Below are 13,434 nucleotides of genomic sequence, written 5' to 3'. Positions count from 1 at the left end.
TATAATCACATGATTATATTGGAATATTTATATTTAAAAATTATTTAACTCTTCTACCACCGCTAAAATCTGATCTGTCTACAGATGCTATTTTAACTACGTCACCGGTCTTAGGTGCATTTATGTATGAACCATTTCCTACATATATTCCTACATGATATGCAGGTGATCCGAAAAATACTAAGTCCCCTGGTTGAAGATTTGCTCTAGATACTGGAGTACCTACATTTTGTTGATCTGATGCAATTCTTGGAAGGGAGATACCAAAGTGGGCATATACATATTGAACGAATCCAGAGCAGTCAAACCCAGCTGGAGTAGTACCACCCCAAACATAAGGAGTTCCTAAAAAGTTAGAGGCATATGCTATTATTGAATTTGATGACACTGTTGATTGCGTATTGTTACCAGTTTGATTGGAGGCAGTTGCTTGAGTATTGCTAGCTTGTCCCGCAATAGCCTGTGAGGTTTTCTCACTTGATACATGAGCAGCTGTTTGTGTTTGCGAGTAGCTTTTAACATCAGATTGTGAGTTAGAGTTTGTTGTTATTTTTGGTGCATCATTTCTGATTTCCTGAACATTGATTGCAGCTACAGCTACTGTTTTTGTATCTTGGACATTTTCTGCAGAAGTTTCCAATTCTTTTTCTTTTTCATCTAAACTAGCTATTAATTTATTTTGTGCTGCCTTGTCATTTTCTAGCTTGTTTAATTTATTCTCATTATCAGTTTTTAAAGCTAAAAGTTTACTGCTTTGATTACTGAGCTCTTGTTTTTCTTGTGCAAGTTGTGATTGTTTAGCTTTTAAGTCTGCTATCGTTTGTTTATCAGAACTTACAATTTTTTTTACGGTTTCTACTCTTGATATAAAATCATTTACATCAGTTGCATTTAATATTACACCAATGTAGCTGCTGTTACCATTTATGTACATGGCTCTCATTCTATCATTAAGCAGTTGTTCTTGAGTATTCAAACTATCTTCTGATTCTTTTAATTTTTGTTTGTTTGCAGATATATCACTACTTATATTTTGAATATCCTTTTTATTTTGGCTAATTTGATCCATTACCTGGGATATTTGATCATCTAATTTCTCGACTTTAATTTGTAGATCCTGCTTCTGTTGATTAACTGCAGTTATAGAAGGGCTTGTACCTTTTTCACTATTAGATGCAGCTAATACACTTCCTCCCGTTGAAAATGCTAATGTTAAAGCAATTAAAACAGATATGGTTTTCTTGTTCAAAATTCTACCTCCTCTTAAGTAATTGTTAAATACTTATAAATTTAATTTGTTTGATTTTAAGTTTACGTTTTCTATTATAGCACTAAAATTGATAATATAACACTTTTTGCATTAATATTCAAAATTAATAATTTACAAAATTTTATTGACATTAGTATAAAGTAAATGTATACATTTAATCTGCCAAAAAGTAAATATCATCGAATATATAATATAAAAAATAAGTGGATTAGCAGGAATAGGCAAAATCACAATTCTATATTATGATAAAAAACATCAGGATATAGCAGAATTTTTGAAAATGTAATTTTAGTTTATATTGGCATATACAAATAAAAAACAGGTAGTTTCTGAGAAGAAATTGTCTTTTTTATGACTAGAATATAGTTAATTTATGTTAAAATATAGTATACTATATTTTATAACTACAGGGAGATAAATATAAATGAATTTTTTATTACAATTATTGCTTAAAGCATGTATAGAAACAATTAGTTTTACAGGAATAATTATATTGATAGGATTATTCCTTGGAATTCTCAGAAACTATTCAATAAGAAATTTTCAAAGAAGTTTGGGAAGCAAATCCATAATGTTGACTGGAGTTATAGGAGTACCTGTACATGAGTTAAGTCATGCTGTTGCAGCACTTGTATTCAGACATAATATTATGTCTATAAAATTGTTTCAAAGGCCAGATGCCTATGGAGTAATGGGATATGTGGAGCACAGTTATAATCAAAACAGTATTTATCAACAAGTAGGAAATTTTTTTATAGGAGTAGCACCTATACTTGGAGGAATTGGTTCAATGATAGCATTGATGTATATTCTGATTCCTGAAACCTATGAAAGTTTTATTCATATTATGGGTAGAAATATTCATTTAGAAACTTTGGACAAATCTGCCATTACAATTATATTGAATTCATATTGGAAACTTGTAAAAGCTATATTTTCAATTGATAATTTTCAAAATCCATATTTTTATATATTTTTATTTGTATCAATATGTATATGTTCTCATATAGCGTTGAGTTCTGCTGATATAAAAGGTGCTTCAAGCGGCTTGGGAATTATATTTTTAGTATTTTTAATATTGAATGCATTGGGAATTGCCAAATATATAGATACCTTTAATATAATAAAATATAATATAGTAATAACCAGTCTTTTGATTGTATCAGTAATATTTTCTCTAATAACTTTTTTTATAAGTTTGGTTTTATTAACTATAAGGAAAGGGGTGTAAAATATGAAAGGTATAAAATGCATACTATTTGATTGTATGGAAACTTTAATAGACATGTTTGAACTTCCAGATAAAAAAGATTATGCACTATGGGCATTTGAAAATTCAGGATGTGAAAAATATTTTAAAGATTTTAATTCATTCTATAAAGCTTATATTGATGCAAGAAGTAATATTGATGGTAAATTACCTGAGTATAGAGAGTATGATTTTAAGCAGCTCTATGAATACATGTTTCTAGAAATGGAAAGGGATACTTCAAAACGAAAAGAAGTGGTAGGTTTACTTCTAAAAAGCTATTGGAAAAATTATAGAAGAAGATGTTATGTTGCTGATAAAGTTAAAAAAACACTTGAATATCTGAATATTAAATATACTTTAGGTGTAGTATCAAATTTCAAGATAAAAGGTGGAATAGAGGATCTGCTTCGATATACAGGTATAAGAAGTTATTTTGATTTTGTAATAAATTCTGCTGAGCAAGGATGGCGAAAACCACATGAAAATATATATTTGAAAGCTATAAAAACATCAGGTTTTTTATCTTCAGAAATTATATTTGTAGGTGACAGTTTTCTAAATGACTATGATGGACCCCGCAGAGTTGGAATTAGAAGTATATTTTTAGATAAAAAAAGATGTTTTGACATTGATTGCAAAAAAATATATGAATTCACAGAACTTAAAAGAATATTATAAAGGAGTATTTATGGAAAATGTAAATATATTATATTATTTTACCATCTATGGGATCCTTGGATGGTGTCTTGAAGTTGCTTATGCTGCAGTAAACACAGGAACTTTTGTAAACAGAGGATTCTTAAATGGACCTATTTGCCCCATATATGGTATAGGAGCGGTACTTATTATAGATTTTCTCACACCTTTTAAAAATAATCTGATTTTATTATTTGTTACTTCAATTTTTATTACATCTCTCCTGGAATACATGACTGGCTTTATACTTGAAAAAATATTTAACAATAAATGGTGGGACTATTCTAAATATCCTTTCAATATTAAAGGCTATATTTGTTTGAAGTTTTCATTGGCATGGGGTATAGCATGTGTTTTGGTAATGAGGATTATTCATCCTTTAGTTGAAAATTTTATTGAATTTATACCTCAATTTATAGGTGCTTTTTTCTTGCTTTGCACAGCTGTTTTATTTGTTATTGATAGTATAGCTACTATTGATACTGTATTAAAACTGAATTTCAGATTGAAAAGAATACATGAAATATCTGACAAGATAAAGCAAAAATCAGATACCATTGGAAAAAATATATCTGATGATACAATTGAACTTAAAAGAAAATACGAATATCAATCTGCCGAATTTAGAAAAAAATATGATGATTTTTCTGAAGATATAATCGAACTTAAAGAAACATATAAAAAGCTTACAGATAGGAGAAATCCTTTGCATAGAAGGCTTATAAAGGCATTTCCAAATATTAAATCGAATAAGTACTTTGAGGCTTTAAATGAATTAAAGAGAAATGCTGCTAAAAAGTAAATATATAAAAAGCTGAAGCTGATAAAAATATATTGGCACAGCTTTTTTTACTTTTAAAATTACAAAATTGTAAGATGGTAGCTTATTTTTGTAAGAAAATAGATATGGAGTGATAACATTAATTTGCTTATACTTTATTTGGGAGGGAAACATTATGGAGATATTAAAAGTAGAGAATTTAACGAAAACATACGGAATGGGAGAAAATAGAGTAGATGCATTAAAAAACATAAATTTATCTATAAATAAAGGAGAATTTGTAGTGATTGTAGGAGCATCAGGTTCTGGCAAAAGCACACTTTTACATCTTTTAGGTGGACTTGATGAGCCAACTGATGGGAGAGTTATAATTGATGGAGAAAATATATACGACTATAAAGAAGACAAACTTGCCATATTCAGAAGAAGAAAAATAGGTTTTATATTTCAATTTTTTAACTTGATACCTGTTCTAGATGTTGAGGAAAATATATCACTTCCTATTCTTCTGGACAATGAGAAGGTAGACAAGAAGTATTTAGATGATATTATACAATTACTCGGCCTTGAAAATAGGAGAAATCATCTTCCTTCTGAGCTTTCAGGAGGTCAGCAACAGAGAGTATCTATTGGAAGGGCTATTCTAAATAAACCTTCCATAATATTTGCAGATGAACCTACTGGAAATCTGGACAGTAAAAATTCCAGGGAAGTTATTGAACTTTTAAAATACACAGCTAAAAAATACAATCAGACACTTGTACTCATCACTCATGATATAAGTATAGCATCCCTTTCTGACAGGGTAATTACTATTGAAGATGGACAAATAATATCAGATAAGTATATGCAAAACAACTAGGAAGTAGGTGATTCAATATGATAAAGAATTATAAAAATCTTACGGTAAAATATCTTAAATCAAACAAAAAGAGAAGTATTCTCACCATTGTTGGAATAGTTCTGTCGGTTGCACTCATATCTACCATAGGCTTTTTTATTGTAGGCATACAGAATGCTGAAATTGAAAGTATAAAAAATGATTATGGGTCATGGCATGTTATGTATCAAGCTCCAGATGATGATTTGATTGCAAAGGTAAATAGCAATCCCAAGGTTTCAAGAAGTGGAATTTTTGAAATGGATAAACAGGTGAAGGTGGATAAAAATATAAGTATTAGTCCAATTAAGGCTACAGGTAAAGCATTGGAACTTCTGCATTATCAAATAGAGTCGGGAAGATTTCCTGAAAATAATAATGAAGCAGCCATAGAAGACTGGGTTCTTAGGTATATGGCAAAAGGCACTAAATTAGGAAATAAAATAATAATAAAAGGCAGGCAATATAAACTTGTAGGAATACTTAGAAATACTGTGTCCAGTCAGACAGAAAAAAGCGGTATATTTTTATCAAAAGTTAATAATATCGATAAAAGCAATGCAGTACTTATTGCAGAAATAAGTCCAAAGACAAATTTGAGAAAGGCAGTTTCAGAATTAAATGCTCTGCCAAAAAGTAAAAATGTAAAAATAAATGGAAAATACACAGCTTCTGTCGTAAATAATTCCCCTCTTATAGATATGGAAGGTGGAGGTGATGGAAACTCAGGGTTATCACAGATATATGGTTCGATAGCAGTTATAATTGGAATAGTGGTAATTGCAACTATCGCAGTCATATATAATTCCTTTCAAATTAGTGTAGTTGAACGAATTAAGCAGTTTGGACTTTTGCAGGCGATAGGTATGACACCTTCACAAATTAAAAAAATGGTATTTAGGGAAGCATCTATTCTCTCTATTATAGGAATACCATTAGGAGTTATTTTAGGCATTATAGCCATTTATATAATTCAAATTGTATTTAAGGCCATAGGTGGAGATTCAGTTATGCATATAAAGCTAGCAATATCGCCTAAGGTTATGATTATAAGCGCCGCAGTGGCTCTAGTATCTATATATTTATCTGCATTTTTGCCGGCTCTGTTTGCAGGTAGAATTTCTCCACTTGTTGCCATAAATGGCAGAACTTCAATTACAAAGGAGAAGATAAAGAGAAGGAAAAATACAATTGTAAAAAAATTATTTGGGTTTGAAGGAGACTTGGCTTACAAGAACATTAAAAGGAATAGAAAGAGGTATAGAATAACTGTATTTTCTATAGTAATAAGCGTAGTGTTGTTTATTACATTTAAATCCTTTATGGATATGACACTTAATGTTTCAGATAATCTAAATGAATCAAAGAATATACATTTTTCTGTAGTAATGGATAGTAATGTTTCCTCAAAAAATTCAACTATAAATCCCGGTATTATAAATGATATAAGTAAATTGAATACTGTGCAAAAAGTATACAAAGTATATGATAACTATAAATTTAATGAATTTATAGATCCTCAAAGTGGAATAAGTAAAATAAGAGATTTAGGCAGTATTTATAAAGATGTGAGTTTGAATGGATATAATAAGATTTTAATGACAGGTGGACTTGATGTATATGATAATAATTCACTGAAGTCGGCTAGAAAATATATAAAATCAGGAAGTATTGATATTGGCAAATTAAATAATGAAAATGGAATTATTCTAATAGAAAAAAATAGAATTGTGAATGAAAAGACTGATAAACAGCGTTATGGAAAAATAGCTGATATAAAAGTAGGTGACAAAATAGAGCTTCAGTTTAACAAGCAAACTGATTTAAAAGTAAACAATTCAAAGATAAATAAGGTAACTGTTATGGCTATATTGAAAGATGATCCATTTGATTTTTGGGGAGTACAAAATGGACTGAAAATTATTACTACAGAAAATGTGGCCAAGAAGCTGATGTCTAATAGCAATCTAAATGTTAATTCATTAAATATAGTTTTAAAAAATATAAATGATGAAAATAGAGCAAAAGAACAAATACAGAATATAACAAAATCTATACCGTCAATTACTGTTATAGACCAGTTGGATCAGAATAGGAATACAAAATCATCAGTTTTAATAGTAAAGATACTGATTTATGGTTTTGTTGTTATAGTATCTATAATAGGGAGTATTAATATCATAAATACACTTACTACAAACATAATACTAAGAAAAAGAGAATTTGCCGCATTGAAGTCTATAGGATTGACACAAAGAGGATTGAAAAAAATGATAACACTTGAAGGACTTTTATATGCAGTAGTTGGAATTATATATGGTTCCATAATATCCTGTGGATTATCATATATGATATATAGTGGAATAAGTGGAATAAGAGAATCTACCTGGCCTGTTCCATGGAGTGGAATGATAATTGCAACTGCTGCAGCTGTTATTATAGGATATATTTCAACACTTTCACCATTGTCTAGAATAAATAGAGAAAATATAATTGATACAATCAGACAAGACTATTAAAATTTACAATGCACAGTATGAAATTGCTGTGCATTGTTTGCAGTTTTAAGGCTGGAAAAGTATAGAGATTACAATTATACTTAAAAGTATAATCGTAAAGGAGAGTTGAGAAAATGTATAAACTTCTTTTAGTTGAAGATGACAGTGCACTTGCCCTTGGAATAGAATTCACATTAAAAGATGAAGGATATGAAGTTTTAACAGCGGCTACAATTAAAGATGCAAAAAAGTTTATGGAAGGTGAGAAGTTCCATATGATTATTCTGGATATAAATTTGCCTGATGGAAGTGGGTACGACTTGTGTAAATACATAAGGAGTAAAAGTGATATTCCCATAATGTTTTTAACAGCTCTTGATGAAGAGGCAAATGTAGTACTTGGCTTGGAAATTGGTGGAGATGACTATATAACCAAACCTTTTGGAGTAAGAGAATTTTTGTCAAGAATCAAGGCAATTTTAAGGAGAAATTATAAGAATATATATTCAGAAAATAAATTTAAAAGTGGAAATATAGTTATAGATACTTCAAATGCACTTGTAACAAAAAATAGTAACAAAATTTTTCTTACGGCACAGGAATACAAGCTTTTATTGATATTTATAAATAAACCTGGAATCCTTATGAAGAGAAGGCAAATATTAAATAATTTAATTGAGGGAGAAGAAGGGTTTTTTGATGAAAATACTCTATCTGTCTATATTAGGAGAATAAGAGAAAAACTAGAGGATAATCCCCAAAAACCTGAATATATAATAACCCAAAGAGGATTAGGATATATGTGGGATAAGAATGTAATCAAGGAGTAATAACTATGAGAAGATATTTTGTTAATCCAGAGCTTAAAAGAAGCTCAGTAGTTCTTTTATTTTTAAATATTATATTTATGTTGGGTACAATTTTAACTTTAAAATTGTATCAGAATAGTTTAAAACAGGATTATATAAAAACTTTTGGCTATATTACTGTAATAATATCACAAAATAATCCTGAAATTATTAGAGAAATAGCACCTATAATTACAAAGGGGATAAATAATAGGGATGCAGAAGAGGGAGAGAGAATATTAAAGCAATATGGATTAACCAAAGAATTGGAAAATAATCTTTTCCCATATATAAATAAATCAAATCAAAAATACAATTGGTATATAGCAGATATTTTTATGGTTATGGTATTTGTATTTTTTATATTGAATTATATTCAATGTGGTTATTTTTACAAAAGGATAAGAAGAATTAATTTGGGTGCGAAAAAAATAATAGACGGTGATTATAACATATCCATAAATGAGAATAAGGAGGGAGATTTCTCAAAACTTTCAACTTCATTTAATTCAATGAGAGAAATAATAAAAAATAGTATAAATGAACTAAAAAGTGAAAAACAGTTTTTGGTAGATCTACTGTCAGATATATCACATCAATTGAAAACTCCGCTTTCTTCCATGATAATTTATAATGATATTCTCTTGAATAAAAAAATTTCAAAAGAACAATCTACAACTTTTTTAATAAATAGCAAAAACCAGCTATACAGGATGAACTGGCTCATCAAGAGTATATTGAAATTGGCTAGACTGGATGCTAAATCAATAGAATTCAATATGGAATATCAGAGTTTAAATGAAACTGTAAATTGTTCCATAGAGGCCCTTGATGAAAAAATAGCAAATAAGAGAATAGAAGTTAACTTTAATCAATTCAATGAAGTCATATTTTTACATGATAGAGATTGGATTTGTGAGGCATTGATTAATATTGTTAAAAATTGTGTGGAACATACGCAAAGAAGAGGAAAGATAGATATAGATATTATGGAAAATCCAATTTATAAAAGGATTACAATATCTGATAATGGAGAGGGTATAGATGATAAAGATCTTCCCAATATATTCAAAAGATTTTATAAGGCCAAAACATCTAGGAATAGCGAATCTATAGGAATAGGACTGGCATTGTCAAAATCTATAATAGAATCACATAATGGAATTATAAATGTACAAAGTAAAGTTGGAATTGGAACTAAATTTATAATTACTTTCTTAAATTATTATTGACAAGGTCTATTTTGTCTGTTATCATAGCTATAATAATTAAATGATGTAAAAATATTTTTATTTCGTGCATAAAGTTGACTAGAAAAACTAGAGACTTTGCCCTTTGCATTTTAGGGCAAAGTTTCTAGTTTTTTTATACATTAGAATATAGAAAGGATGGCATATAAAATGGGAAGAGTCAAAAAAATAAATCTAGATCTTGTAGATGTTGAAAATAGGGAAAAACGTTTAGGAACTATTACTGCATGGGATGGTACCGCATCTAGTTTGGTAAAAGAATCAGATTATCAAGTGAGGGCGCTTAGAAGAGAAAAAAAATGCAGTGGTAAAAATGGATCGGGATGTAGATTATGTGAATTAAAAATGCCTTTTAATCAACAGACTATGTGCAGTCAATCAATAGTTGCATGTCAAGTAGGAAATATACCAGATGCTATTTTGATTGAGCATTCTTCTATAGGTTGTTCTGCCGCCCATCCTAGATTTAATGTAGGTTATAGAATAGGATTAATGCGGAGAGGTAAAAAGATACAGAACATACAAGTAGTAAGCACTAACCTTTTAGAAAAAGATATGGTCTTTGGTGCCTCACAAAAGCTGAAACAATCAATACAGGATGCCTGGGAACGTTTTAGACCGAAAGCAATATTTATTTCTGCGGCTTGTGCAACAGCACTTATAGGAGAGGATATAGTAAGCGTAGCAAAAAATGCTGAAGATGAACTTGGAATTCCAGTCATTCCACTGGCTTGTGAGGGATTTAGATCAAAGCATTGGAGTACAGGATTTGATATTTCCCAGCATGGAATCTTAAGACAGATTGTAAATAAAAACCCCAAGAAACAGAAGAATTTAATCAACATTGTAGCACTATGGGGTACTGATTATTTCAGCGAAATGCTAAATCCAATAGGACTTAGAGTAAATTATATGATAGATATGGCTACTGTGGATGAATTAAAACAGGCTTCGGAAGCAGCTGCATCTGCAACATTTTGTTATACATTGGGTTCTTATATGGCTGCAGCACTTGAACAGGAATATGGAGTTCCCGAAATAAAAGCACCACAACCTTATGGATTTATTGGTACGGATACATGGCTTAGAGAAATAGGTAAAATAGTTCACAAGGAAAATGAGGTAGAAAAATTTATAGAAAAGGAACATAAAAGAGTACATCCCAAAATAGATGAATTGAAAGAAAAATTCAAGGGAATAAAAGGTTTTGTTGCTACAGGTTCTGCTTACTCTCATGGTATTATTTCAGTTTTAAAAGAACTTGGCATAGAGGTAGATGGTTCCGTGGTATTTCATCATGATCCAGTTTATGATAGTGGTGACGACAGACAGGATACATTAAAACATTTAGTTGATAACTATGGTGATGTAGAGCATTTTACAGTAAGCAAGACACAGCAGTTTCAGTTTTATGGCTTGCTCAGAAGAGTTAAGCCGGATTTTATAATTATAAGGCATAATGGATTGGCACCACTTGCAGCAAAAGTTGGTATTCCTGCATTTGCTTTAGGTGATGAACATCTTCCATTTGGATATGAAGGTATAATAAGATTGGGAGAAGCTCTACTTGAAGTACTTGCTCATAAGAAATTTGGACAAAACTTAAGCAGACATGTTAAGTTGCCATATACAAAATGGTGGCTTGACCAGCAGGATCCTTTTATTCTTGCAAAGCATCCCGAAATTTTAGACGAGAAAGAAAAACAGGAGGTATAATATGTTGGGAAAACTAAATTCAAATGAGCAGACTAATTCCATAGTGCATCCACGTTATGGATGTGCTATAGGTGCAGCATATACTGTATCGGCAATTCCAAGAGGAATTCCATTGGTACATTGTGGACCGGGTTGTGCAGATAAACAATATTTTATGCTTTCATACAATAATGGCTATCAGGGTGGAGGATATAGTGGCGGCTCTGTAATACCAAGTGTAAATGCGGGAGAAAGTGAAGTTGTATTTGGAGGAGTTAAGAAACTTGAGGATCTTATCAAGTCATCTTTTAAAATAATGGATGGAGATCTATTTGTTGTGTTAAGTGGATGCATTGGAGAACTGGTTGGAGATGATGTAGGTTCTGTAGTCAAAAAATATCAGAAGAAAGGTTATCCGATTGTATTTGCAGAAACTGGTGGATTTAAAGGGAACAATTTAATAGGACATGAAATAGTAACTGAAGCCATAATAGATCAGTTTGTTGGAGAATATAATGGGGAAAAGGAAAATAGATTAATAAACCTTTGGACTGAAGTACCATATTTCAATACCTATTGGCGTGGAGATTTTATTGAAATAAAGAGAATACTTGAAGGAGCTGGATTTAAAGTTAATATATTATTTGGCTCAGAGAGTAAGGGAGCAGGGGAATGGAAAAATATTCCCAAGGCCCAGTTTAATCTGGTGATTTCCCCATGGGTAGGACTTAAAACTGCAGAGCATTTAAAGGAAAAATATAATCAACCATATTTGCATATTCCTGTTATTCCAATTGGTGCAGAAGAAACAACGCAATTTATAAGAAAAGTAGTTGAATTTTCAGGAATAAATAAGGAAGTATCAGAGAAATTTATTGAAATTGAAGAAAACAGATACTATTATTTCCTCGATCATTTTTCCGATTTCTTTTCCGAGTTTTGGTTTGGTCTGCCTTCAAAATATGCAGTTATAGGAGATAGCTCTTATAATATAGCTTTGAATAAATTTTTGGTAAATCAGTTAGGTTTGATTCCAGTAAAACAAATTATAACCGATAATCCACCGGAAAAATATAGAAAAACTATTCGAGAAGAATATAAACGGCTGGCATCAGATGTTTCAACTGATGTTGAATTCATTGAAGATGGCTATATTATTGAAAAGAAATTAAGAGAATCAGACTTTGGAAACAGCACGCCAATAATATTTTCATCGGCCTGGGAAAGAGACATAATTAAAGAATTGAAGGGGATAATAATAGAAACTAGTTGTCCATCTTCTTTTGAGGTGGTTCTCAATAGAAGTTATATTGGATATACAGGAGCCTTGACATTATTGGAAAAGATTTATACCACTTCAATAAGTTTTGGATCATAGAGTTATTTAATTATTATGGGGGTATATTTATGAGTTATAAAATTGCAGTTGCAAGCAGTGATGGAAAATTTGTAAATCAGCACTTTGGACAAATAAATCAATTATATATATATGAAGTGGAAGATAAAAATTATAAGTTTATAGAACTTAGAAAAGTAAATATAGACAACAGTGAAGATCATAATAAAAAATTTTTTTCTATAGTTAATTATATTTTGGACTGCAAGATAGTTTTAGTAAGTCAGATAGGACAGAAGGCTGTCAGATTTCTAGCAGGAAACGGAATTACTGCTTTTGATATAGAAGAATCTATAGACAGTGCTATAAAAAAATTAATTAAATACTATTCTAGGATAGATAAAATAAATAGATATTGTAATTAGAGATTAAAATTAAAGATAGTATAATATAAAAATCATTTTCATAAGAGGGAATGGGTATAGATTTGTGTAAAAACCAAATCTATACCCATTATTTTTGTATAACTAATTGGTATATTTGGAATAATATTCTTAAAAATAAAAGAAGATGTTTCAAATGAAAGAAATTAAGATACCAGATATTAATTACAAAGAAGAGGTTAAAAAATGTAAGACTATGGAGGATGTAGTAGGAAAAAATGGTTTGCTTCAAAGACTTCTGAAAGATGTTATACAAAATATGCTTGAGGCTGAAATGGAAGATCTGCTTGGTAGAGAAAAATATGAGAGGGATGAGGAAAGAGACTATAAAAATTACAGGAATGGATATTCAAAGAAGAATATTAAAAGTAGTGTTGGTGATGTAAAGCTGGATATACCAAGGGATAGGAACTCAGATTTTGAACCTAAAGTTGTTAAAAAGTATGAAATTGTTTGTAATGAATTAGACAAAAAAATCATAGGAC

General features: G+C 30.1%; 12 protein-coding genes. 11 read left to right on the top strand and 1 reads right to left on the bottom strand.

The genetic code is table 11. The annotated features are described in order from the left end of the window. Positions 1-40: 40 nt before the first annotated feature. Positions 41-1,249, bottom strand: a complete 1,209-nt coding sequence (locus J418_RS0100060) for a C40 family peptidase (RefSeq protein WP_017894504.1) — start codon at positions 1,247-1,249, stop codon at positions 41-43. Between the two features lie 445 nt (positions 1,250-1,694). Between J418_RS0100060 and J418_RS0100055 the strand changes: the two genes are divergently transcribed. The 11 genes from J418_RS0100055 to J418_RS15365 form a co-directional block, all read left to right on the top strand. Continuing rightward, positions 1,695-2,501, top strand: coding sequence for a hypothetical protein (locus J418_RS0100055; RefSeq protein ID WP_017894503.1), 807 nt, complete (start codon positions 1,695-1,697; stop codon positions 2,499-2,501). Positions 2,502-2,504: 3 nt separating this feature from the next. Further along, positions 2,505-3,200: an HAD family hydrolase gene (locus tag J418_RS0100050; protein ID WP_017894502.1), complete on the top strand. Its 696-nt coding sequence runs from the start codon at positions 2,505-2,507 to the stop codon at positions 3,198-3,200. Positions 3,201-3,210: 10 nt separating this feature from the next. Continuing rightward, entirely contained in the window at positions 3,211-4,020 is an 810-nt protein-coding gene (locus J418_RS0100045; protein ID WP_026142605.1) for a putative ABC transporter permease, read from the top strand. Positions 4,021-4,174: 154 nt separating this feature from the next. Next, positions 4,175-4,861, top strand: coding sequence for an ABC transporter ATP-binding protein (locus tag J418_RS0100040; RefSeq protein ID WP_017894500.1), 687 nt, complete (start codon positions 4,175-4,177; stop codon positions 4,859-4,861). Between the two features lie 17 nt (positions 4,862-4,878). Then, complete coding sequence (locus tag J418_RS0100035; protein ID WP_017894499.1) at positions 4,879-7,398, top strand: ABC transporter permease; 2,520 nt, start codon at positions 4,879-4,881, stop codon at positions 7,396-7,398. Positions 7,399-7,511: 113 nt separating this feature from the next. After that, positions 7,512-8,207: a response regulator transcription factor gene (locus J418_RS0100030; RefSeq protein WP_017894498.1), complete on the top strand. Its 696-nt coding sequence runs from the start codon at positions 7,512-7,514 to the stop codon at positions 8,205-8,207. A 5-nt stretch (positions 8,208-8,212) separates the two neighbouring features. Continuing rightward, the gene (locus tag J418_RS0100025) at positions 8,213-9,457 is read left to right on the top strand and encodes a sensor histidine kinase (RefSeq protein ID WP_017894497.1); all 1,245 of its coding nucleotides are present in this window, start codon (positions 8,213-8,215) and stop codon (positions 9,455-9,457) included. A gap of 168 nt (positions 9,458-9,625) precedes the next feature. Next, positions 9,626-11,191, top strand: coding sequence for a nitrogenase component 1 (locus J418_RS0100020; protein WP_017894496.1), 1,566 nt, complete (start codon positions 9,626-9,628; stop codon positions 11,189-11,191). Position 11,192: 1 nt separating this feature from the next. Further along, on the top strand, positions 11,193-12,548 hold the full coding sequence (locus J418_RS0100015; RefSeq protein WP_017894495.1) for a nitrogenase component 1: 1,356 nt from the start codon (positions 11,193-11,195) through the stop codon (positions 12,546-12,548). Positions 12,549-12,577: 29 nt separating this feature from the next. Beyond that, the gene (locus J418_RS0100010; RefSeq protein ID WP_017894494.1) at positions 12,578-12,931 is read left to right on the top strand and encodes a NifB/NifX family molybdenum-iron cluster-binding protein; all 354 of its coding nucleotides are present in this window, start codon (positions 12,578-12,580) and stop codon (positions 12,929-12,931) included. Between the two features lie 154 nt (positions 12,932-13,085). Further along, positions 13,086-13,434: transposase (locus J418_RS15365; RefSeq protein WP_017894493.1), on the top strand; the 349-nt coding region annotated here is incomplete at its 3' end.

It is taken from the genome of Clostridium tyrobutyricum DSM 2637 = ATCC 25755 = JCM 11008, assembly GCF_000359585.1.
Lineage (GTDB): Bacteria > Bacillota > Clostridia > Clostridiales > Clostridiaceae > Clostridium_B > Clostridium_B tyrobutyricum.
The sequence above is the reverse complement of the archived record's forward strand: the minus strand, read 5'-3'. Positions and strand labels throughout refer to the sequence as shown.

Coding starts and splice junctions, on each gene's coding strand:
- J418_RS0100055 (WP_017894503.1), top strand. CDS start 1,695: ATGAATTTTTTATTACAATTATTGCTTAAAGCATGTATAGAAACAATT.
- J418_RS0100050 (WP_017894502.1), top strand. CDS start 2,505: ATGAAAGGTATAAAATGCATACTATTTGATTGTATGGAAACTTTAATA.
- J418_RS0100045 (WP_026142605.1), top strand. CDS start 3,211: ATGGAAAATGTAAATATATTATATTATTTTACCATCTATGGGATCCTT.
- J418_RS0100040 (WP_017894500.1), top strand. CDS start 4,175: ATGGAGATATTAAAAGTAGAGAATTTAACGAAAACATACGGAATGGGA.
- J418_RS0100035 (WP_017894499.1), top strand. CDS start 4,879: ATGATAAAGAATTATAAAAATCTTACGGTAAAATATCTTAAATCAAAC.
- J418_RS0100030 (WP_017894498.1), top strand. CDS start 7,512: ATGTATAAACTTCTTTTAGTTGAAGATGACAGTGCACTTGCCCTTGGA.
- J418_RS0100025 (WP_017894497.1), top strand. CDS start 8,213: ATGAGAAGATATTTTGTTAATCCAGAGCTTAAAAGAAGCTCAGTAGTT.
- J418_RS0100020 (WP_017894496.1), top strand. CDS start 9,626: ATGGGAAGAGTCAAAAAAATAAATCTAGATCTTGTAGATGTTGAAAAT.
- J418_RS0100015 (WP_017894495.1), top strand. CDS start 11,193: ATGTTGGGAAAACTAAATTCAAATGAGCAGACTAATTCCATAGTGCAT.
- J418_RS0100010 (WP_017894494.1), top strand. CDS start 12,578: ATGAGTTATAAAATTGCAGTTGCAAGCAGTGATGGAAAATTTGTAAAT.